This window comes from Methylobacterium sp. CM6244 (assembly GCF_054817885.1).
The window spans coordinates 1,439,805-1,460,838 of record NZ_CM139247.1; the positions used below are offsets into that span (position 1 = coordinate 1,439,805).

Genomic DNA, 21,034 nt, shown 5'->3' on the forward strand with positions numbered 1-21,034 from the left:
CGGAAGGATCCCTCATGTCGACGCATCACGAGATTCCCGCGACCCCCGACACGATGGTGCTCGGCTATTTCGACGCCGCTCTGCCGCCGGTCCTGGAGCTCGAGTCCGGCGACACCGTCACGCTCCATTCGTTTCCGGCCGGCGGCAAGGAATCGCTCCATCCCGATCCGGCCCGGGTGCCGGCCGATTACCTCGCCGCCCTCGATACCCTCGCCTCCGGCCCCGGGCCGCATTTCGTCACCGGTCCGGTCCATGTCCGCGGGGCGGAACCCGGCGACGTGCTCCAGGTCGACATCCTCGATCTGAAGTTCCGCATGGATTGGGGCTTCGTGGCGATCCTTCCGCTGCTCGGCACCCTGCCGGACGAGTTCACCGACTACGAGACGATCCATCCCGACATCGACGTCGCCCGCGGCGTCGCGATCCTGCCCTGGGGCGCCGAGTTGCCCCTCGATCCGTTCTTCGGAATCATGGGCACGGCGCCTCCCGCAGCCTGGGGCAGGGTCGGTTCTCCGGTTCCCCGTGCCTTCGGCGGGAACATGGACAACAAGGAACTCAAGGTCGGCACGTCGCTGTATCTGCCAGTCTTCAATCCGGGCGCGGGCTTTTATGCCGGCGACGGCCACGGCGTGCAGGGTGACGGCGAGGTCTGCATCACCGCTCTCGAGACCGGCCTATCGGGGACCTTTCGGCTGACCGTGCGCAAGGATCTCGGCTATGCGTGGCCCTTCGCCGAGACGCCCACCGATCTCATGACGATCGGCCTGCATGAAAGCCTCGACGAGGCCATGCGCCAGGCGGTACGCGAGATGGTCCGCCATGTCTGCGCACGCAGCAGCCTGACCCGCAATCAGGCCTACATGCTGTGCTCGCTCGCCGGGAACCTCCGGATCACGCAAACGGTCGACGGCAACAAGGGGGTGCACATGCTGCTGCCCAAGAGCGCCCTGGCAGGACCTGCCTGAGCCGGGACGCCCCCGGAGGTTATCGGACCGATCGGCCGGTCACTCGATACGAAATGCTCCGGACATGGGGTGGGTCGCATATATCCGGGCGCTCGCTCGAACGAGTTTAGGACGATGCCTGCCCGCAGGATGTGTCTGAAAAGACGGAACCCATCCCATCCTTCGCAGGACCGCAGACCAAGCCCTACCCTTCGACCACATCCGCCTTGTGCGGGCGGAGTTCCGGAGCGCCCTGGTCGATCTCGGCCTCGACCGGGGCCGTGCGGCTCTCCACGCGGGTGCTGTCGACGAAGATGCGGGCTTCGCCTTCCTTCAGCCCGAGGCTGCGCAGGGCGTAGAGCGTCATGCCGAAGGCCAGTTCGCGCTCGGCCATGAGGACGAGACCGACGCCCTGTTCCTCGAAATAGTGCCGCTCGCCATCGTTATGGGTGCGCACCAGCGTGTCGATGCCGGGATTGGCCTCGCGGGCGAGTTCGACGAGGCGGCGCGCCGTATGCGGCTCGGGCGATGCGATCACGATGAGCTTCGCCTGGCCGATATCGGCGGCTTCGAGGATACCCGGCGCCGTGGCGTCCCCGAACACCGCTTCGACACCGTCCTTGCGCAGGTCGAGGACGCGGCGGCGGTCGCGGTCGATCACCAGATAGGGAAGGTCCCAGGTGGCGAAGGCCTTGGCGATGGTGCTTCCGACACGGCCATAGCCGATGACGATGGCATGCCCGCGATGAGGCTTCGCCTCCTCGGTCACCGCCATCGCCGCAGCGCCGCGACGCTCGAACCGGGCCGCGAGCTCTGGCCGCTCGGCGAAGAAGCGTGTGGCCCGCTCCGCCAGGACGAAGAAGAGCGGGTTGAGCGTGATCGACAGGATCGCGCCGCCGAGGATGAGGTCGCGTCCTTCCGTAGGCAGGAGCTTCAGCGACAATCCGAGGCTGACGAGGATGAAGGAGAATTCGCCGATCTGCGCGAGACTGGCCGCGATGGTGAGTGCGGTGCCGATGGGATGCTTGAAGGCCAGCACGATGGCCACGGCGGCGAGCGATTTGCCGAGGAGGATGATGCCGAGGACGGCCAGCACCGAGAGCGGCTCGCGCAGGAGGATGCCCGGATCGAACAACATGCCCACGGAGACGAAGAACAGCACCGCGAACGCATCCTGCAGGGGCAGGGAATCGGCCGCCGCCTGATGGCTGAGGTCGGATTCGGCCAGCACCATGCCGGCGAAGAAGGCGCCGAGCGCGAAGGAGACCCCGAAGAGCTCCGCCGATCCGAAGGCGATGCCCAGCGCCAAAGCAAGGACCGCGAGGGTGAAGAGTTCGCGCGAGCCGGTGCGGGCCGCCTGATCGAGGAGCCAGGGCACGACGCGGCGTCCGCCCACCAGCATCACCAGGGCGAATACCGCGACCTTGGCCAGCGTCAGGGCCAGGGTGAGCCAGATGTTGCCGTCGGCGACATGGTGGGCCGCGCCGTCGCCGGTTCCCCCGAGGGATGGTGCGAGGGCGGGGAGCAGGACCAGGGCGAGGACCATCGCCAGATCCTCGACGATGAGCCACCCCACCGCGATGCGGCCCTTGTCGCTGTCGAGGAGCCGACGCTCCTCCAGGGCACGCAGCAGCACCACGGTGCTCGCCACCGAGAGGGCCAAGCCGAAGACGAGGCCCGCGCCGATTCCCCAGCCCCAGAGATGCGCCAGCAGCCCACCCATGGCGGTAGCGGCCACGATCTGCACGATCGCGCCCGGCAGGGCGATGGTGCGCACCGCCATCAGGTCCTTGATCGAGAAATGCAGGCCGACCCCGAACATCAGCAGGATCACGCCGATTTCGGCCAGCTGGCTGGCGAGCTGGCTGTTGCCGACGAAGCCGGGTGTGTACGGCCCAACCAGAACCCCGGCCAGGAGATAGCCGACCAGGGGAGGAAGCCGCAGCCGTTGGGCCAGCATCCCACAGGCGAAGGCCAGGACGAGACCGAGGGCGATGATGGCAATCAGCTCTGTCGCGTGCGGCACGGGGCTGTCGTGTCCTCGTTTGGAAGATTTCGCGAAAACGGTGAGGGCAACGGCTGCCGAGGGCAAGCGCCGAATGGCGCTAGATAACCGCAGACGGGTTGACAGTCCGTGCCTGAGAGCACGCACCGTGCCGGACAGCGCGTCTGCGGCTCTCCCTCACCGACTTCGTCCGCTGAAAGACGGTCGGGGACCGTGCATGAAACTCTCTGGGCGGCGGAAGGTTGTCGCAGGGAATTGAATTCACTTTCCGCTCTACAGGACGAACCGCCGATGGCCGAACCACATCATGACCCTGCGGGAGCGGGGGGGGCTGGGCAATCCGGCTCCACCCTGTGGACGCTGGGGCTCGTGACCGCGCTCGTCGGTCTCGTCGTCCTGCCGCGGAAGGGCACGCGGCCATCCTCGTCCGGGTCATCGTCGGACAGGTCTCCCTCAGCCCCGCGCACGAACGAGCCCTCCCCCTCCCATGAGGGAAGGGACGCCAAGCACGTCGCCAGGACGGAGACCGAACGCGGGCGGCAGGCGTCGACACCGTCCGAAATCCCCGCCAAGGGCTGGAAGGATATCGGTCTTCGGGTTTTCCACGATATCGGCGAGAACAACCTCGTCTCGGTGGCCGCCGGCGTGACCTTCTACGTTCTGCTGGCGATCTTCCCCGCCATTGCCGCCCTGGTCGCCTGCTACGGCCTGGTGGCGGAGGTATCGACGATCAACGATCACCTGCAGAACCTCCAGGGCGTGATCCCGTCCGGTGCCCTCGACATCATCGGCGAACAGGTGAAGCGCATCGCTGAGAAGGGTGACACCACCCTGGGTCTCACTTTCTTCACCGGTCTCGCCCTGTCGATCTGGAGCGCCAATGGCGGGATGAAAGCGGTCTTCCAGGCCCTCAACATCGTCTACGAGGAGCGCGAGACCCGGAACTTCTTCTGGCTCAACCTGCGCTCGCTCACCTTCACGGCGGGTGCGCTGCTCTTCATCGTGCTGGCCCTGGTGGGCATCGTCGTGGTGCCGGCGGTGATCAACGTCGTCGGTCTCAGCGCGGAGGCCTGGTACATCTCGCTCCTGCGCTGGCCGGTGCTGCTGCTCGCGGTGCTGGCCGGCCTCGCTGTGCTCTATCGCTATGGTCCGAGCCGCGACGCGCCGCGCTGGCGCTGGGTGACCTGGGGCAGCGCCATCGCGGGCGTGCTCTGGCTCGCGGGTTCGCTGGGCTTTTCTTGGTACGTCTCGAATTTCGGCAAGTACAACGAGACCTACGGCTCCCTCGGCGCGGTCGTGGGCTTCATGACCTGGATCTGGATCTCGACGACCATCGTCCTCGTCGGCGCCGAGATCAATGCGGAGATGGAGCATCAGACCGAGGCCGACACCACTATCGGACACGAGGAGCCCTTGGGAGCTCGCGACGCCCGCATGGCGGATACGGTGGGCGCCGCGAGTTGAGTTCCGCTCAGCCCTTGTAGCTGATCCGGTAGATGATGCCGTGCTGGTCGTCGCCGAGGAAAAGGCTTCCATCCTTGGCGACCGCCAGACCGAAGGGCCGGGCGAAACGCGACCAGCCGCTCGGGCCGCCTTCGGTGAGGAAGCCCGACACGAACGGGGTGATCGTCGTCGGCAGGCCCTTTTCGAAATGCACGCGCAGGACTTCGTAGCCACTCGGCGGCTTGCGATTCCATGATCCGTGCATGGTGACGAAGGCATCGCCTTTGTACTCGGCCGGGAATTGCGCGCCGTCGTAGAAGGCGAATTGCATCGAGGAGGCGTGCGCCGTCCAAGTGAGAAGCGGCCGCTCGCTGTCCTTGTCCCACTGCTCCAGCGAGCTTTTCGGGACCTCACGGTAGAGGTTCTTGATCCCGGCACCGAAGATGTAGGGCCAGCCATACTTCTTGCCCGGCTCGATCCGGTTCAGCTCCTCCGGCGTTGCGTCGTTTCCGAGCCAGTCGACGCCGTCGTCCCAGCCATAGAGGGCCTTCGTCCCAGGCTCCCAGGCGAAACCGATGGTGTTGCGAAGTCCCGAAGCGACGATCTCCCGGCCCGACCCGTCCGGCTTCATCCGCACCATCGTGGCGTTCTCGGGGTTGCGCTCCTCGCATTCGTTGCAGGTGGAACCGAGGCTGGCATAGAGCCAGCCGTCCGGCCCGAAGCCTATGGTGCGGTTCGGATGCTGGCCGGCATCGGGAAGGTCGGCGACGAGCCTCGTCTCGGGGCCGAGACTGCCATCGGCCTTCATCGGCGCGGAGAAGATCTCTTTCACCGTCACGTAGAACAGGGTGCCGTCATGGATGGCGAGCCCGTGCACATCCGGCTTCTTCAGGACGACTTGGCGCTTGGCCGCGTCGGTCGCATCAATGCGGGTGACTGTGCCGGCGTCGCGGTCGCTGACATACAGCGCCCCGTCCGGCGCCACGACGATGACGCGCGGCGCGCCGAGATCGCGGGCGAAGGCCTCGAGCTTGAACCCTGCGGGGAGTTTCAGAGCGGCGATCCGCTCCGGTGTCGCCTCCAGCGGCGCGGCCTTCACCACATGGGCCTCGATCGTCGCCGTGCCGGGGTTCTGCAGCGCCTGGGCAAAGGCCGGGAGCGGGGCGGCGGAGAGGGCGAGGGCCAGGGCGAGGCAGGTCGAGCGGCGGACCGGGATCATGCGGTGGGAATCCGAAACTGTGGAGGATGAGGCTAAAACGCGGTCTTGGAATCCGCCGTTCCGGCACGCGACACTTCCACCCGGCCCTTCAGCGCGCCCGCGATTTGAAGTAGTGTCGCCGAATGGATCGCGGCATCGCCATCGGTATTCTTCGAGAGAACGAGGCGGAGCTACGCCTACGCGGCGTCCGTCATGCTGCGCTGTTCGGGTCGACGGCGCGGGGAGAGGCGATCGGTTCAAGCGACGTCGACGTCATGGTCGTTCTCGACCGAGAGGCCATTCGTGACGTCTTCGATTATGTGGGCCTGGTGTACTTCATCGAGGCGCTCTTTCCGGTCAGCGTGGACGTGGCCAGCCGTGATGCTCTGAAACCGCATATCCGTCTGCGGGTCGAACGAGATGCCGTTCATGCGTTCTGAACGCGTCCGCGATGCGATCATCGACATCATCGACAATATCAACGCCGCTCAGCACTTCACGGCTGGAATGACGTTCGAGACGTTCATCGCTGACCAACGTACGGTCTACGCTGTCATCCGCTGTCTCGAGATCATCTCCGAGGCCAGTCGCCGCCTCGATCCGGAAACGAAGCTGCGCAACCCGCACATTCCCTGGCAATCGATCGCCAATGTCGGCAACGTCTATCGACATCCCTATCACAAGGTAGAGCTGGATCTGGTCTGGGCTGCCGTCCAAGAACGGCTCGGCGAAGTACGTCATGCCTGCATCGCCGAACGCGACGCTTTTTCTGCCTCCTGAGCGCGCTCGCTCTCGTCTCCTGAACTTGGCCTTTTTCTCACGATGAACGCTGTCTCTCCATCCGCCCCCGTCGGCCCCGGCGATCAGATCATCCTGGTGGACGGATCGTCGTTCATTTTCCGGGCCTACTTCCAGTCGATCAACCAGGACCAGAAGTACAACACCCGGCCCTCGGACGGGCTGCCCACGGGGGCGGTCCGGCTGTTCTGCACCAAGATCGCCCAGTTCGTTCAGGACGGGGCAGCGGGGATCAAGCCGACGCATCTGGCCATCGTGTTCGACAAGTCGGAGGGCTCGTTCCGCAAGGAGCTCTTCCCCGACTACAAGGGCCACCGCCCCGACGCGCCGGACGACCTCAAGCGTCAGATGCCGCTGATGCGCGAGGCCGTACGCGCCTTCGGCCTCCAACCCATCGAGCTGGAGCGCTACGAGGCCGACGACCTCATCGCCACCTATTCGCGCCAAGCCGAGGCGCGCGGGGCCGGCGTCATCATCGTCTCCTCAGACAAGGACCTGATGCAGCTGGTGGGGCCGCTGGTGAGGTTCTACGATTTCGAATCCGGCGTGAAGGGTAAGCCCGGGCATAGGCCCGAGCGCAACCTCGACCTCGACGCCATCATCGCCAAATGGGAAGGCCTGCAGCCGAACCAGATCGGTGACGCCCTGGCGCTCATCGGCGACACGTCCGACAACGTGCCCGGCGTGCCCGGCATCGGCCTCAAGACGGCCGCCGCCCTGATCAAGGAATACGGCAGCCTCGACGCGCTGCTGGAGCGGGCGGGCGAGATCAAGCAGCCCAAGCGCCGCGAGACCCTTCTCGCCAGCATCGACCAGGCGAAGCTCTCTCGGAGGCTGGTGGCGCTGGAAGAGAACGTGCCGCTCCCCATCGCCCTCGACGACCTGCGCCTGCCAGCGCCCGACCCCGAGAAGCTCGTCGGCTTCCTCAAGGCGATGGAGTTCAACACGCTGACCCGCCGCATCGCCTCGATGCTGCATGTGGACCCCGAGAAGGTGAAGCCCGATCCGGCCCTGCTGCCGGGGTCGGACGGCGCCGACGCGCCCCCGTTCGAGGCCGCGGCACAAGGCGGCGAGGTCGATCCCTTTGCCGACCTGAACCTGCCGGAAGGCGAAGCGAAGCCGCGCGGCCCCTCAGAACCGACGCCCTCCGGCCTCGTTGCCCTGCGCGCGGCCGAGGCGACGAACCCCATCGACACGACGGGTTACGAGACGATCACCAGCCTCGACCAATTGGCGGCCTGGATCGCCGAGGCACGCGAGGCCGGAGTGGTGGCGGTGGATACCGAGACCGACTCCCTCGACGCCAACAACGCCAACCTCGTCGGCGTCTCCCTGGCGGTGGCGCCGGGACGGGCGGCCTACATCCCCCTCGCCCATCTGGAACCGGTGGCTGCATCCGAGGCGAGCGACCTGTTCGGCGATGCCAAGGCGGCCACGGGGCAGTTCAGCCCGGTCGACGGACAGATCCCGATCAATGCCGCGCTGACGGCGCTGAAGCCGCTCCTCGAGGATCCGGGCGTCCTGAAGGTCGGCCAGAACATCAAGTACGACTGGCTGGTGTTCCGGCGCCAAAGCGTCGCCATCGAGATCGCCCCCTTCGACGACACGATGCTGATCTCCTACGTGCTCGATGCCGGCAAGGGCGGGCACGGCATGGACGAACTCGCCCGCCGCCATCTCGGCCACCAGCCGATCACCTTCTCGGACGTGGCCGGCACCGGCAAGGCGAAGGTCACCTTCGACAGGGTGCCCCTGGACAAGGCCACCGCCTACGCCGCCGAAGATGCGGACGTCACCTTGCGCCTGTGGCGGATGATGAAGCCGCGGCTCGTCGCCGAGCGCCGGGTGACGGTCTACGAGACCCTGGAACGCCCCCTCATCCCGGTCATCGCCCGGATGGAAGCGGCGGGCATCCGCGTCGACCGCAACATGCTGAGCCGGCTCTCCGGCGATTTCTCGCAGACCCTCGTGCGGTTGGAGGAGGAGATCCAGGAGGATGCCGGCGAGCGCTTCCAGGTCTCGTCGCCGAAGCAGATCGGCGACATCCTGTTCGGCAAGATGGGACTGCCCGGCGCGAAGAAGACGCCGTCCGGCCAGTGGGCGACGCCCGCCACCCTGCTGGAGGAACTGGCCCAGGCCGGGCACGAACTGCCCAAAAAGATCTTGGAATGGCGCCAGCTCGCCAAGCTGAAATCCACCTACACGGATTCGCTGCAGCAGCATGCCGACCGCGAGACGGACCGCGTCCACACCTCGTTCTCGCTGGCGGCCACCACCACCGGCCGGCTCTCTTCCTCGGAGCCGAACCTGCAGAACATCCCGATCCGCACCGAGGAGGGCCGGCGCATCCGCCGTGCCTTCGTGGCGCCGGAGGGCAGGAAGCTGATCTCGGCCGATTACAGCCAGATCGAGCTGCGCATCCTCGCCCACATCGCCGATATCCCGCAGCTGCGCCAGGCCTTCGAGGACGGCGTCGACATCCATGCCGCCACCGCCAGCGCCATGTTCGGCGTGCCCTTGAAGGACATGACCTCGGACCTGCGCCGGCGCGCCAAGACGATCAATTTCGGCATCATCTACGGCATCTCGGCCTTCGGACTCGCCGACCGCCTCGGCATCGGCCGCGAGGAGGCCTCGGCCTTCATCAAGCAGTATTTCGAGCGCTTCCCCGGCATCCGCGCCTATATCGACGACACCAAGAAGCTCTGCCGCGACCTCGGCTACGTCACCACCCTGTTCGGCCGCGTCTGCCACTATCCGCAGATCCGCTCCAACAACCCGAACGAGCGAGCGAGCGTAGAGCGCCAGGCGATCAACGCCCCGATCCAGGGCTCGGCCGCCGACATCATCCGCCGGGCCATGGTCCGGATGGAGCAGGCGCTGCGGGCGGAAAAACTCAACGTGACCATGCTGCTGCAGGTGCACGACGAACTGGTGTTCGAGGCACCCGAGGACGAGGTGGAGAAGGCGCTGCCGGTGATCCGCCGGGTGATGGTCGAGGCGCCGGCGCCCGCGCTGACCCTGCGCGTGCCGTTGGTGGTGGAGGCGCAGGCGGCGGGGAACTGGGAGGAGGCGCATTGAACGTCGTGCTGCTCTCTCACCTTATTCCAAGGCGGAGCCCTCCAGCTCGTGCGGTGGATTCTGGGACTATCCTTCGAGGCCGCTACGCGGCGCCTCAGGATGAGGTGATGGGGTAGGAGGGCGAACGACAGCCATTTCACAAATAGGTGATGCATGCCGCACCGCACCACAGCCATGCCCTCCAAGCAGGAACCGCCACGTTAACGAAACGTTCATGCCGGACGAAACGGTCTTTCAACCAAACGCCGTAAAGGCGTGTGAGGACAACCTCCGCCATGATCAACACCAAGCTTCTCGCTGCCCTCGGCTTCACCGTCGCGGCGATCACGACCCCGGCTCTCGCGCAGGAGCCCCTCGGTATCCGCGTCGCGCCCCAGTTCGACGCCAACGCCCCTGAGGCCCGCGACACTTCCTCGTTCCGCGCCGCCGCCCTGCGCTCGGATGCCGTCAGCATCGAGTCGAGCCGCATCGCCCTCGAGCGCTCGCGCAACCCGAACGTCCGCAACTACGCCAAGAACGTGCTGGTCGAGCGTGAGGCCACCACCAAGGCACTGCTGCCCGAAGGCACCTCGCTGACCGCCGGCGGCACCGTCGTCTCCGACAGCCAGCCCTTCGAGACCCGCTTCGACAATCCGGTCGGCGTCGTCCTCGCCCCGGTGACGATCTCGGCCACCATTGCCTCGCGGATCGTCGGCGGCGTGCTCGGCGGCGTCGGCCTCGTCGACAACACCCCCGGTGAGCCCGGCCGTCGCGTCGCCATCGGCCCGGACGGTCAGGCCCGGATCGACCGCCTGAAGAACGCCCGCACCGGCCGTGAATTCGACCGCACCTTCGTGCAGCAGCAGGCCCGTTCGGATGCCCGCACCCTCGGCCTCTACGAGTCCTACTCGCGCAACGGCGACAACGCACAGGGACGCGAATTCGCCAACCAGGCGCTGCCCTACATCGCCAACCAGCACGGCCACTCGGCCGTCCTCGCCAACCGTATCGGCGGCTGAATCACTCACTCCTGAAACAGGAAAGGGCCGCCCGGTGGGGCGGCCCTTTTCGTTCGGGCTCAATCCACTCTCCCTCGCATAGGGGGGAGGGAAAGCGTTCTGTCACACCGTCTGCTGGCCGACCTCGTCCTCGGGACGCGTACCCCGGCGTCGGCGGGCGCCGCGCTCCAAAAGCGACTGACCGATGGCACGGAACGGCGCGGTGAGGCGGCGGGCATCGTCGGCCCGTTCCATGAAGCGCTCGCCGTTGCGGATCTCCTTGTCGAGGCGGGCCATGGTGCGGGCGAGGGCCGGGTCGTCATCGTCGAGCCACACCTCGACGGTGCGGGCAAAGGCGATGACCACGCCCTGCAGCTTCAGCCGGCCCAGAGGCCCCTCGGTGTTGATGCCGGCCGCAGCCAGCATGAAGCGGTGCGAGTTCAGCGCCACGCCGTTCAGCGCGACGAGGGAGAGCGGATCGCCGCGCAGGGCGTAGGAGATCCGGCGCAGGGCGTCCTTGTAGGGGGTCATCGCATCGAGGCGGCGCATCAGCACGTCGAACAGACGCTCGCGGGTGGGCTCCTCGGCGAGGTCGGAGGAATCGCCTTCCAGCACCTTGCGGTCGATGATCCGCGAAAGGCCACCGAGCACCGCGCCCTTGGAGGGGAACAGGTCGCGGAATTCGGCGAGGGACAGGCCGGCCTCGCGGGCGATGTCGCCGATTTCGATGTCGTTCCAGGGCTGGACGGCGGCGAGCCGCATCAGCGCCTCGACGGCAGCCTCACGCGGGGAGTGCTGCGGGGCGGCGACGGCGATGTCGGTCCCAGCGGTCTCGTTGCCGCCGGTCTCATTACCACCCTCGGGCTTCGCACCTGTGGTGTTTGCCATGGTCGTTCGATCCTCGTGTCTGTTCCCTATCATGTAGGTTGTGCAGGCGGATCGGTTAGGGGGCGGCTCAGCCGGAGAGCTCGCCTGCCCGCAGCTTCGCGGCGGCGACCGCCTCGCGCATCAGGTCCGGCACACCGCCCTCGCGCATCAGCACGGAGAGGGCCGCCGCGGTGGTGCCGCCCGGTGACGTCACGTCGCGCCGCAACTGTCCCGCATCGTGAGGGCTGGTGGACAGGAGCGCCCCGGCCCCTGACACCGTGGCGCGGGCAAGCCGTGCCGACATGTCGGCCGGCAGCCCAGCCGCCACACCCGCCTCGGCCATCGCCTCTGCCAGGAGGAAGACATAGGCCGGGCCGGAACCGGATAAAGCCGTCAGCGTGTCGATCAGCGCCTCGTCGTCGAGCCATTCCACGCCCCCGACAGCCTTGAGCAAGGCATCGGCCTGGTCACGCTGATCCGGGGAGACGTTGGCATTCGCCACCGCGCCGGTGACGCCGCGGCCGATGCTCGCCGGAAGGTTCGGCATCGCCCGGACGATGGCGCGCGCGGAGGGCAGGCGGCCCTGCAGGTCGCCGATGGTCTTGCCCGCCAGGATAGAGACGACGAGCGTATGGGGTGCGATCACCCCATCGAGGAGGCCGGCCGCGCCCTCCAGCCCCTGCGGCTTGATCGCGAGGATCAGCGCATCGTTGGCCGGGACGTCACTCGGGTTCAGGGCGATGCCATGGCTCTCGCAGAGCCTCACCATCTCAGGCGAGGCCTGCGGATCGACGACGCAGGTCCTGGCGGCATCGAGCCCGCCGGCGAGCCAGCCGGCCAGCATCGCGCCGCCCATCTTGCCCGCCCCCACCAGGGTGAGGGAAGCTGGGAGAGTGGAAGACGAAATACTCACGCCTCGCCTTCGGTCTCGAACAGGACCGCATCCAGGGATTCGCGGGCGGACTTGCCCGCCCAAAGCACGAACTGGAACGCCTGATAGTAGCGCTCGCAGGCATCCACGGCGGATTTCAGCATCATCGCGCACTGGCTCTGGGTCGGCGCGGCACCGTCGGTGAGCAGCAGAGAATGCCGGAACATCACCACGCTGTCGGTGGACCACAGGTCGAAATGACCGACCCAGAGCTGCTCGTTGACGAGGGAGATGAGGATGAGGATCTCGGTGCGGCGGTGAGCCGGCACCTTCAGGTCGAAGGCGCTGGCCACATGGAGGGCCTCCACATCCTCGATCCAGGTGAAGGCGACGTGATAGTCGGACCAGCGGCCGGCCACGGCCACCGACATCTCGTCGGTCTCGGCCCGGTCGAAGATCCAATCGCGAAGGGAAGCGAGCCGCTCGACGATGTCGAGGGGGTGCTCGTTCCGGTCGAGGCCTTCGATGTGAAGTTGGGTCATAGCGGTCCAGCTAGGCGTCCCGAAAGGGGCGCCGATAATGGTGAACGACAATCAATCCCCTTCCGGATTTCCCATCCCCAAGCTGAATCCGCGCACAGGCAAGACACAGCGTGATCGAGAGGAAGCTTAAGGGTCGAAGGTCGGGTCCGGGGGCGAAGCGAATCAGTGCCTCACTCACTATAGACCGTGGCGGACTCGCGTTTCAAAGCGCTCCCGATGACCGGTGAACAGGAAAGCGGATTTCCACCGTTCCTTCCTGTGCACAAGCTTAGACCGGACTCGGGGCCCGCGAATCAGACCGATGTCGCTGGCGGAGGCGGCGGCTCCTGCGTGCCGAGCCGGCCCTCCAGCACGGCGACGCGGGCTGCGAGAGCATCGTTCTGGGTGCGGAGAGCCGAGACCAGATCGCGCAGGACATCCACCTCTTCGCGGGTGGCGATGTCCATGTCGCGGATCAGCCGCTCGATCTGCGCCTTGAACACGGTCTCCGCCTCACGCTTCACGCCCTGCGCCGCACCGGCGGCATCGGTCATGAGTCGGGCGAAATCGTCGAACAAGCGGTTGGAGCCGCGGCCCGCGCCGTCCTTAGAGCCTTGCATCGTCGTCTCCCGAGATCGAGGCCCGCGTCGGACATCGCGCCGGCACCTGAGGTAAGCAGATAAGAATCGAAGGCGTGCGAGGCAATCCGAAGGCAAGGCGCACGGCCGAGGAATTCGCGGTCCGGCCCGCCAAAACCACGTTCGATCCGCCACGATGGGACCGCAAACCGGTCGCCATGGTCACCGCCGATTCGACGGACCGGCAAGGATGCGCATGGTCACCCGACGCGATTGTACCTTCGGCGCAGCCGCCTGGGCTGCGGGACATCTTCTCGCCGGGGGAAGACCGGCGCTTGCCGCGGCTTCGTTTCCGGAGAATCTTGCCGACAGGTTCGCGCAGATCGAGGCGACGATCGGCGGACGGCTCGGGATCGGTCTTCTCGATACCGGCAGTGGCACCCAGGCGGCGCATCGCGGGGCGGAGCGCTTCCCGATGTGCAGTACGTTCAAGGTTCTCGCGGCCGGTGCTGTGCTGGCGCGGATCGACCAGGGCGAGGACAGTCTCGACCGGCGGCTGCGTTACGCGGCGAGCGAGGTCGTGCCCTACTCGCCCATGAGCGGACCGAGGGCGGATGGTGAGGGCATGACCCTCGCCGAACTCTGCGAGGCCGCCGTTACGCTCAGCGACAACACTGCTGCCAACCTGCTCCTCGGGACGATGGGTGGCCCGGCCGGACTCACCGCCCAGATCCGCGCGTTCAGCGACGCGACGACCTGCCTCGACCGTATCGAGCCGGATCTGAACGAGGCCGTGCCCGGCGACCCGCGTGACACCACTACGCCGCTGGCCATGGCCCAGACGCTCCGGCGCCTCGTCCTCGCGGACGCGCTCTCGCCCTCATCGAGAGCCCTTCTCACCGCCTGGCTCGTGGGTTGCCGCACCGGCGATGCGCGGCTGCGCGCCGGCCTGCCGAAGGAGTGGCGCATCGGCGACAAGACCGGATCCGGCGAGAACGACACGGCCAACGATATTGCCGTGATCTGGCCGCCGCGCCGGGCTCCCCTCGTCCTGACGGTCTACCTGACCGGGGCGAAGACGTCGCCGGAGGCGCGCAGCGCCACCATCGCCTCGGTGGCCAGGGCCGTCGCCGCCGCCGCTGCGGAACGAGATGGCGGTTGACGCGCACCGATCCGTGTAAGCGTCCCTTAAGTGGTTGTCTGCCAAGGCTTAACCGACAAGCGGTGGCACCGAGACGAGGGCTCGGGCGCCGCTTTACCAGCGTGTCGGAGGGGTGAATGATGATCGAGGGCCTCAAGCACCGCATCCGCGCCGCGGGACGCCGGCCCCGATCGCCCAATGAGGCAACGCTTGCCGCACTTGCTTTTGGGATCGCCGCCTTGAGCACATCCGCCAACCCGGCCTCCGCCGACGAGCGACCGCATTACGACGGCTTCCGTCAGGGCACGTATCTCTCCTACCTCAACGCGGGGGAGGATGGCGCCGAGATCACGCGCTCGCCGCGCCTCGGCCTGTCCTTCGGGGATGAGGTGCGCCCGGTCCTGATGGATACCGGCTCCACCGGCATCGTCGTCTCGGCGAGCCGGATCCCCGGCTTCGAGACGATGCCGTCGCGGCCCGGACGGCTCACCTACAGCAGTTCCGGGCGGATCATGATCGGACGCTGGGTGACGCTGCCCGTCACGCTCGTCGGCGGCAACGGGGCCAGCGTGACCACCTCACCGCTCCCCGTCCTGGCGGTCACCGAGATCGCGTGCACGAACAATGCCCGCGCCTGTACGCCGGAGACGATGCCCGGCCACGTGGCCATGCTGGGCATCGGCTTCGGACGGGAGGGCGACTCGCAGCGCCAGAGCACGCCCGACACCAACCCGCTCCTCAACCTCGCGCCTGACGGCAGGAGCCCCGCACGGCGCGGCTACGTGGTGACGCGGGACGGCATCCATGCGGGTCTCACCGCAGCCAATACGCGCGGCGACATTCGCTTCGTGAAGCTCGATCCCCACCCCGACATTCCCGGCGAATGGCAGGGCGTCCCGGTCTGCATCACGGTGAACGGCCAGGCACCCGGCGCCTGCGGCCGGGCGCTCGTCGATACGGGCGTGTCGGCGATGTACCTGACCTTGCCGACAGGGGCCGTGGACGGTGCCGTCACTTCCGATGACGACGGCCGAAGCCAGTTCCTGCCCGGCACCCGCCTCGGCTTCACCTTTCCCGGACGAGGCTCCGAACCGGCGGCGGCCTACGACATCGTCATCGGCGACGAGTCCCGACTCTCGCCGGGCAAAGTGACCCTCAACACCCGTCGCCCGGAGCCCTTCGTCAATACCGGCCTGCGCTTCCTCAATGGCTTCGACGTGCTTTACGACGCCGATGGCGGCTATTTCGGGTTTCGCAGGCGGTAGAGCATAGTCGACGCAAGCGTCTTTGCGATGACATTTGCCGAATGTGTCCCGGATACCGGACCGAAACAGACGTTTACAATTCTGATCTCGCTATCCCCTTCGAATCCCTCCGCCGAGGCGTCATAAACGGCCACCGGATGGACGAGACATGACGCAGACGAATTCCGCCACGCCCCATATCCTCGTGGTCGAGGACGACCGCGAGATCAGCGCCCTGGTGGCGCGCTACCTCCGCGCCAACGAATGCCGGGTGAGCCTCGCAGGGGACGGGCGCGAGATGGACAAGGCGCTGGCGGATGCGCGCGTCGACCTCATCGTGCTCGACCTGATGCTGCCGGGTGAGGACGGGTTGAGCCTGTGCCGGCGCCTGCGCGCGGGGTCCTCGATCCCGATCCTGATGCTCACCGCCAAGGCCGAGGAGATCGACCGGATCGTCGGGCTCGAGATCGGGGCGGACGATTACCTCGCCAAACCGTTCAACCCGCGCGAGCTTCTCGCCCGCATCCGCGCGATCCTGCGGCGGGGCGCGAGCGCCGAGGCTGCCGGCGACGATGGCGCCCGCCGGCTGCGCTTCCTCGACTGGACCCTCGACGTGTCCCTGCGTCAGCTCCTCAGCCCGGACGACGCCCGCATCACCATCACGGGGGCGGAATTCGACCTGCTGCACGTGCTCTGCCTGAGACCCGGCCGGGTGCTCTCGCGCGACCAGCTCCTCGACCTGACCCAGGGACGGGCCGCTGGCCCATACGAGCGGAGCATCGACGTTCTCATCAGCCGCATCCGCCAGAAGATCGAGGCCGACCCTCGCAACCCGGAGATCATCCGCACCATCCGCTCCGGCGGCTACCTGTTCACCCCGGCGGTGACGCGATCATGAGCGCGGCCACGAAGGGCCGGTGGGGGCGCCTCCTCGGCTTTCCGCCCCGCAGTATCGCCGGCCAGATCGCGATGCTCAGCGTGGCCGCCATCGTCGTCAGCCATGCGGTGGCGACCCTGGCCTTCCTGATGCTGCGCGAACCCTGGAACCCGGACAACCATCCGGGCGTAGCCGCGACACGGCTGGCCACCATCGTTCGCCTGCTCGATGCCGCTCCGCCGGGGGATCGGCCGCGCCTGCTGCAGGATGCGGCACGCAGCCTGCCCGGCCTGCAGCTCGAAGCGGCCCCGGGCCTGCCGGAAACTCCCGCCCCCAACACTCGGGACGGGCAGGCCGACCATCCCATAGTCCAGCGCATGCGCGACGGGTTCGGACGGCCCCTCACGATCACCGATCTCTCGTCTCCGGGGAAAGTGCCGGAGACGGCCAGTGGCATTCGGATCGGCATCACGACGCCGTCCGGTGCGAGCCTGCGCGCGACCCTGCCGGATGACGTCCGGTCTCCGTTCGGCCCCGGCCCGATCATCTTCACCTTCGTCCTCCTCGGCATCACCCTGTCGCTCATGTCGATCTGGGCGACGCGGGCCTTGACCGCTCCGCTGGCGAAACTCGCCGAGGCCGCCGATGCCTTCGGCACGGGCATGAACCTCGTGGCGCTGCCCCGGAACGGCCCGAAGGAGGTGATGGCCGTGTCCCGCGCCCTCGACACGATGCGCGGCCGCGTCCGCCGCCTCATCGACGATCGAACTCAGATGCTGGCGGCAATCAGCCACGATCTGCGCACCCCGATCACCCGTTTGCGGCTGCGGGCCGAATTCATCGAGGACGATCACGCACGCACCATGACCCTACGCGACCTCGACCAGATGAACGGGCTGGTGGACGCCGCCCTGTCCTTCGTCCGGGACGGTCAGGCCGGGGGCACCCAGACTCTCGTCGACCTCGCTTCCCTGGTCCAGACCGTGTGCGACGGCTTCGCCGATGTCGGCGCGGACGTGCGTGTGGAACAGACGCGGCACGTCCTCGTGCGCGGCCGGGCGGACGAGCTCCAGCGGGCCATCGTCAACCTCGTCGATAATGCGGTGAAGTATGGCGGCGCGGCGCGGCTGACGATGCACCCGTCGGATCAGGGCGTGGCTCTCGAAGTGTCCGATGACGGTCCCGGCATTCCGGCGGCCGAGCGCGACGCCATGGTGCAGCCTTTCGTACGCGGAGACCGGGCCCGGAATCTCAACGAGGCCAGCGGCTTCGGCCTCGGTCTGTCGATCGTTCTCGCCATCGTGGAGGGGCATGGCGGCCGGCTGACCCTGTCGAACAAGCTCCCCCACGGCCTCGTGGCCCGTATCGACCTGCCCCTCGCCGTCGCTCAGGGAGGGCAGCTGCGCGCGTCTCCATCGACGAACCCTGGGACCGTCGCCCCGGTCGTCTCGTGAATTTGGCATCCGACTGTTTCGGGATGCGGGTTCGAAACATCGCGAAACTCTTGTGCCGGGCGCGGGAAAGATCCGCTTAACCCTGGGTGCCGCTCACTCGACACCCGTCGCGAACTTCCCGCGGCGGCATTCGACCGAGGCGACCGCGCCATGACATCCGTCAGTTCTACCCAGACCTCCGCCACGTTCCAGGCCCAGCGTCCGCCGCCGTCCAGAGGCAATCCGGTCGCGCAGGCCATCGCCAGCGAGGTCTCCACCGGCGGCATCAGCGCCACCGACGGCACCGCTCTCACCGACGCCCTCGATTCCATCGATTCGAGCCTCAAGAGCGAGAGCTCCAACGCGACCGGCAGAACGAGCACACGCCTCGACCCGTCGCAGATCGAGGACACGATCGGCAGCCTCATCGAGGATCAGGTCTCCAGCGGCGACCTCACCACCGATCAGGCCGAGACCCTGAAGACGCTGTTCGAAGCCAACGCGTCGGGCAGGGGAGGAGTTGGGGGCGCAGGTGGCGCGGGCGCTCGACCGGCCGGCCCGCCGCCATCCGAGGTTGAGGCACAAGGCGCGTCATCCTCGACAGACATGTCGGCCGGCGTCAGCGAGCTTCTCGACAGCTTCATGACGACGCTCCAGGAATCGCAGACGAGTGCATCCGGTTACGCCGCCTCCGGTGCCAAGGCGTCCGGCGCGAGCGCCAGCGCCCTGTTGTTCGACTTCAACACGTAAGGGCGGTCCCTCCCGGTGCCCGGCATCCACGCCCAGGCACCGGGGGGGGGCTACACGCCGGGGGCCTTCCTTAGAACTCCATGTCGAGTTCTTCGATCTCGTTGGGCTCGGCGGCGGCCGCCTCGCTCCATTCCACCATCAGGGGCCAGGCGAGGATGGTGTCGCGATAGGCCGCGACGTTGCGGGGCAGCGAGACGTCGTAGGTCTGGAACCGCGTGCAGACCGGCGCGAACATGGCGTCGGCGAGGCTCGGACGCGTGCCGAACAGGAACGGACCGCCGTAGCGCGCCAGGCAATCCTCGACGATGGTGATGACGCGCTCGATATCGCCCCTGGCTCCGTTGAAGATCTTGAAATTGGTGTGGCGGGCCTTGAGGTTCATCGGCAGGGCCGAGCGCAGGTTGATGAACCCTCCATGCATCTCGCCCGAGATCGAACGGCAGCGCGCCCGCGCCACCGGATCCTTCGGCAGGAAGCCCGCATCGGGGTAGGTCTCGTTGAGATACTGGGAGAGGGCCAGGGTATCCCAGACCTCGATCTCGCCATGGACGAGGCGGGGCACGAGGAAGGACGGCGACAGGTGTAGAAGCTCGGCCCGTGAGGATTCGTCGTCACCGGACAGGACCTCGACCTCGAAATCGAGCCCGGCCATGCGGCAGACCAGCCATCCCCGGAGCGACCAGGATGAGTAGTTCCGGCTCGAAATCGTGAGCGTGGCGACTGACATGTCCATCCCCTGTCTTCTCATCCCCGGCCGTCCATAAGGTTTTCGGCCCGAGCTGTGCAGGGGGCATCCAAGTCTCGTGCCGCATCGAACCGGCCTTCGCCGAAGGAGAAAAACCTTTCCCGTCTCGTCGATGGGACAGTGATGCATTCTCACAACATTTATTACAGATCGTACCTGCAGCCGATTGCGTTGCGCGCAACCGTGGCTCAGCCTAGCGGGCTGTGACGACCGTCGGAGGCGATCCCGGCGGTTGAGCACAACGAAGCGAATGACCCGCTATCCGATCGTTCGCGCAGGAGTTCGAGCGTCATGCTCTACGATGCCTTCGAAGTGCAGTCCGACCTTGCCCAGCGCACGCGCTCCTGGGGGAAGCTCGTCCACGACGCCGTATCGCCCTGGGTCGGGTCGCGAAATGCGGCGCCGATGAACTGGTGGTCGGCCGGCGCCAGGATGATGATGCGCGCGGGCCTGACCTTCGCCCGGCCCGCCTTCGGCATCGACAGCGTCCGGGTCGGCAACCGCGAAGTGTCGGTGAGCGAGGAGGCGACGTTCTCGACCCCGTTCGGGACGCTTCTGCGCTTCAGGAAGGACATCGATTCCGAGCAGCCCAAGGTGCTCGTCGTCGCGCCGCTCTCGGGCCATTTCGCCACGTTGCTGCGCGGCACGGTGCGCACCCTGCTGGCCGACCACGACGTCTACATCACCGATTGGCATAATGCCCGCGACGTGCCGCTCGCCGACGGTCCGTTCGGGTTCGACGATTACGTGGATCACCTGGTGCAGTTCCTCGGCGTGATGGGCGAGGGCTCGCATGTCGTGGCGGTCTGTCAGCCGGCGGTCCAGGCGCTCGCCGCCGCCGCCGTCATGGCCCAGTCGAAGGACATCGCGCATCCGCGCAGCATGACGCTCATGGCCGGGCCGGTGGATTGCCGCATCAGCCCGACCTCGGTGAACAAGCTCGCCACCTCGAAGCCGATCGCGTGGTTCGAAAAGAACCTCATCGCCACGGTTCCCCAGCGTCATGCTGGGGCCGGCCGTCGGGTCTATCCCGGCTTCATGCAGGTCTCGGCCTTCGTCTCGATGAACGCCAAGCGCCACCAGCAGAGCCATGCAGACCTGTTCTGGCATCTCGCCAACGGCGAGGCCGACAAGGCCAACCAGATCGAGACGTTCTACGACGAGTATTTTGCCGTCCTCGACCTCGCGGCCGAGTTCTACATCGAAACCGTCCAGACGGTGTTCCAGGATTACACCCTCGCCAAGAACGAACTGACCTATCGCGGAAATCCCATCGACATGCGGTCCATCCGCAAGACCGCGCTGATGACCGTGGAGGGCGAGCGCGACGATATCTGCGCCGTCGGGCAGACCATGGCGGCGCACGACCTGTGCGGCAGCCTCCCCCCGCACATGAAGAGCCACCACCTGCAGGCGGGCGTCGGCCATTACGGCGTCTTCACCGGCCGCAAGTGGGAGGGCCAGACCTACCCGCTCGTGCGCAACTTCATCCAATCGCACGCATGAGGATGCGGGTCCGGCTCAGGATTTAACCGAGAGCGGTTGGAACTCGTGTCCGCTT

Annotated in this window: 19 protein-coding genes; 12 read left to right on the forward strand and 7 right to left on the reverse strand. The window is 67.0% G+C overall.

The genetic code is table 11. The annotated features are described in order from the left end of the window. The first annotated feature begins 14 nt into the window (after positions 1-14). Positions 15-965, forward strand: coding sequence for an acetamidase/formamidase family protein (locus ACYQML_RS06650; RefSeq protein WP_461235061.1), 951 nt, complete (start codon positions 15-17; stop codon positions 963-965). Between the two features lie 184 nt (positions 966-1,149). Here ACYQML_RS06650 and ACYQML_RS06655 read toward each other — a convergent pair whose 3' ends face one another. After that, positions 1,150-2,970, reverse strand: coding sequence for a monovalent cation:proton antiporter-2 (CPA2) family protein (locus ACYQML_RS06655; protein ID WP_056428206.1), 1,821 nt, complete (start codon positions 2,968-2,970; stop codon positions 1,150-1,152). A gap of 270 nt (positions 2,971-3,240) precedes the next feature. Here ACYQML_RS06655 and ACYQML_RS06660 point away from each other — a divergent pair, with 270 nt between their 5' ends. Beyond that, a complete protein-coding gene (locus ACYQML_RS06660) occupies positions 3,241-4,413 on the forward strand; it encodes a YihY/virulence factor BrkB family protein (RefSeq protein ID WP_461235062.1) in 1,173 nt (390 codons plus the stop codon). A gap of 7 nt (positions 4,414-4,420) precedes the next feature. Here ACYQML_RS06660 and ACYQML_RS06665 read toward each other — a convergent pair whose 3' ends face one another. Beyond that, complete coding sequence (locus ACYQML_RS06665) at positions 4,421-5,611, reverse strand: PQQ-dependent sugar dehydrogenase (protein WP_311275947.1); 1,191 nt, start codon at positions 5,609-5,611, stop codon at positions 4,421-4,423. 122 nt (positions 5,612-5,733) lie between these two features. Between ACYQML_RS06665 and ACYQML_RS06670 the strand changes: the two genes are divergently transcribed. The 4 genes from ACYQML_RS06670 to ACYQML_RS06685 all read left to right on the forward strand — a co-directional run bounded on the left by ACYQML_RS06670 (position 5,734) and on the right by ACYQML_RS06685 (position 10,467). Continuing rightward, positions 5,734-6,030, forward strand: a complete 297-nt coding sequence (locus ACYQML_RS06670; protein ID WP_461235063.1) for a nucleotidyltransferase family protein — start codon at positions 5,734-5,736, stop codon at positions 6,028-6,030. Further along, on the forward strand, positions 6,020-6,370 hold the full coding sequence (locus ACYQML_RS06675; protein ID WP_311275945.1) for a HepT-like ribonuclease domain-containing protein: 351 nt from the start codon (positions 6,020-6,022) through the stop codon (positions 6,368-6,370). The genes ACYQML_RS06670 and ACYQML_RS06675 overlap by 11 nt, the downstream gene beginning before the upstream one ends. A gap of 42 nt (positions 6,371-6,412) precedes the next feature. Continuing rightward, the gene (polA, locus tag ACYQML_RS06680; RefSeq protein WP_461235064.1) at positions 6,413-9,469 is read left to right on the forward strand and encodes a DNA polymerase I; all 3,057 of its coding nucleotides are present in this window, start codon (positions 6,413-6,415) and stop codon (positions 9,467-9,469) included. Positions 9,470-9,744: 275 nt separating this feature from the next. After that, a complete protein-coding gene (locus tag ACYQML_RS06685; protein ID WP_056428189.1) occupies positions 9,745-10,467 on the forward strand; it encodes a DUF4142 domain-containing protein in 723 nt (240 codons plus the stop codon). Between the two features lie 102 nt (positions 10,468-10,569). Here the strand turns inward: ACYQML_RS06685 and ACYQML_RS06690 are convergent, their stop codons facing one another. The 4 genes from ACYQML_RS06690 to ACYQML_RS06705 form a co-directional block, all read right to left on the reverse strand. Then, positions 10,570-11,334 (reverse strand): TetR/AcrR family transcriptional regulator, encoded by a 765-nt coding sequence (locus ACYQML_RS06690; RefSeq protein ID WP_461235065.1) that lies wholly within the window; start codon positions 11,332-11,334, stop codon positions 10,570-10,572. Between the two features lie 67 nt (positions 11,335-11,401). Continuing rightward, positions 11,402-12,220: a pyrroline-5-carboxylate reductase gene (gene proC, locus ACYQML_RS06695; RefSeq protein ID WP_461235682.1), complete on the reverse strand. Its 819-nt coding sequence runs from the start codon at positions 12,218-12,220 to the stop codon at positions 11,402-11,404. 2 nt (positions 12,221-12,222) lie between these two features. Then, positions 12,223-12,726 (reverse strand): type III secretion system chaperone family protein, encoded by a 504-nt coding sequence (locus tag ACYQML_RS06700; protein ID WP_461235066.1) that lies wholly within the window; start codon positions 12,724-12,726, stop codon positions 12,223-12,225. 293 nt (positions 12,727-13,019) lie between these two features. After that, the gene (locus ACYQML_RS06705; RefSeq protein ID WP_311275941.1) at positions 13,020-13,325 is read right to left on the reverse strand and encodes an accessory factor UbiK family protein; all 306 of its coding nucleotides are present in this window, start codon (positions 13,323-13,325) and stop codon (positions 13,020-13,022) included. 214 nt (positions 13,326-13,539) lie between these two features. On the opposite strand from ACYQML_RS06705, the gene bla reads away from it, so the two are divergent. The 5 genes from bla to ACYQML_RS06730 all read left to right on the forward strand — a co-directional run bounded on the left by bla (position 13,540) and on the right by ACYQML_RS06730 (position 18,728). After that, positions 13,540-14,445 carry a class A beta-lactamase gene (bla, locus tag ACYQML_RS06710; protein WP_461235067.1) on the forward strand — a complete coding sequence of 302 codons (906 nt, stop codon included), beginning with the start codon at positions 13,540-13,542 and terminating at the stop codon, positions 14,443-14,445. Positions 14,446-14,663: 218 nt separating this feature from the next. Further along, positions 14,664-15,689, forward strand: a complete 1,026-nt coding sequence (locus ACYQML_RS06715; RefSeq protein ID WP_461235068.1) for a hypothetical protein — start codon at positions 14,664-14,666, stop codon at positions 15,687-15,689. 148 nt (positions 15,690-15,837) lie between these two features. Next, positions 15,838-16,566 (forward strand): response regulator, encoded by a 729-nt coding sequence (locus ACYQML_RS06720; RefSeq protein WP_207410965.1) that lies wholly within the window; start codon positions 15,838-15,840, stop codon positions 16,564-16,566. Continuing rightward, positions 16,563-17,999: an ATP-binding protein gene (locus ACYQML_RS06725; RefSeq protein ID WP_461235069.1), complete on the forward strand. Its 1,437-nt coding sequence runs from the start codon at positions 16,563-16,565 to the stop codon at positions 17,997-17,999. The genes ACYQML_RS06720 and ACYQML_RS06725 overlap by 4 nt, the downstream gene beginning before the upstream one ends. Positions 18,000-18,149: 150 nt before the next feature. Beyond that, positions 18,150-18,728: a hypothetical protein gene (locus ACYQML_RS06730; RefSeq protein ID WP_461235070.1), complete on the forward strand. Its 579-nt coding sequence runs from the start codon at positions 18,150-18,152 to the stop codon at positions 18,726-18,728. A gap of 70 nt (positions 18,729-18,798) precedes the next feature. Here ACYQML_RS06730 and ACYQML_RS06735 read toward each other — a convergent pair whose 3' ends face one another. Beyond that, entirely contained in the window at positions 18,799-19,455 is a 657-nt protein-coding gene (locus tag ACYQML_RS06735) for a glutathione S-transferase family protein (protein ID WP_419953573.1), read from the reverse strand. A gap of 309 nt (positions 19,456-19,764) precedes the next feature. On the opposite strand from ACYQML_RS06735, the gene ACYQML_RS06740 reads away from it, so the two are divergent. Further along, positions 19,765-20,979: a polyhydroxyalkanoate depolymerase gene (locus tag ACYQML_RS06740; RefSeq protein ID WP_461235071.1), complete on the forward strand. Its 1,215-nt coding sequence runs from the start codon at positions 19,765-19,767 to the stop codon at positions 20,977-20,979. Positions 20,980-21,034 lie beyond the last annotated feature (55 nt).

Bases quoted from the DNA above. Each gene is read 5' to 3' on its own strand.
- ACYQML_RS06730 (WP_461235070.1), top strand. From the start codon at position 18,150: ATGACATCCGTCAGTTCTACCCAGACCTCCGCCACGTTCCAGGCCCAG.
- ACYQML_RS06650 (WP_461235061.1), top strand. From the start codon at position 15: ATGTCGACGCATCACGAGATTCCCGCGACCCCCGACACGATGGTGCTC.
- bla (WP_461235067.1), top strand. From the start codon at position 13,540: ATGGTCACCCGACGCGATTGTACCTTCGGCGCAGCCGCCTGGGCTGCG.
- ACYQML_RS06735 (WP_419953573.1), bottom strand. From the start codon at position 19,455: ATGTCAGTCGCCACGCTCACGATTTCGAGCCGGAACTACTCATCCTGG.
- ACYQML_RS06685 (WP_056428189.1), top strand. From the start codon at position 9,745: ATGATCAACACCAAGCTTCTCGCTGCCCTCGGCTTCACCGTCGCGGCG.
- ACYQML_RS06725 (WP_461235069.1), top strand. From the start codon at position 16,563: ATGAGCGCGGCCACGAAGGGCCGGTGGGGGCGCCTCCTCGGCTTTCCG.
- ACYQML_RS06660 (WP_461235062.1), top strand. From the start codon at position 3,241: ATGGCCGAACCACATCATGACCCTGCGGGAGCGGGGGGGGCTGGGCAA.
- polA (WP_461235064.1), top strand. From the start codon at position 6,413: ATGAACGCTGTCTCTCCATCCGCCCCCGTCGGCCCCGGCGATCAGATC.
- ACYQML_RS06670 (WP_461235063.1), top strand. From the start codon at position 5,734: ATGGATCGCGGCATCGCCATCGGTATTCTTCGAGAGAACGAGGCGGAG.
- ACYQML_RS06675 (WP_311275945.1), top strand. From the start codon at position 6,020: ATGCGTTCTGAACGCGTCCGCGATGCGATCATCGACATCATCGACAAT.
- ACYQML_RS06740 (WP_461235071.1), top strand. From the start codon at position 19,765: ATGCTCTACGATGCCTTCGAAGTGCAGTCCGACCTTGCCCAGCGCACG.
- ACYQML_RS06690 (WP_461235065.1), bottom strand. From the start codon at position 11,334: ATGGCAAACACCACAGGTGCGAAGCCCGAGGGTGGTAATGAGACCGGC.
- ACYQML_RS06665 (WP_311275947.1), bottom strand. From the start codon at position 5,611: ATGATCCCGGTCCGCCGCTCGACCTGCCTCGCCCTGGCCCTCGCCCTC.
- ACYQML_RS06700 (WP_461235066.1), bottom strand. From the start codon at position 12,726: ATGACCCAACTTCACATCGAAGGCCTCGACCGGAACGAGCACCCCCTC.
- ACYQML_RS06705 (WP_311275941.1), bottom strand. From the start codon at position 13,325: ATGCAAGGCTCTAAGGACGGCGCGGGCCGCGGCTCCAACCGCTTGTTC.
- ACYQML_RS06720 (WP_207410965.1), top strand. From the start codon at position 15,838: ATGACGCAGACGAATTCCGCCACGCCCCATATCCTCGTGGTCGAGGAC.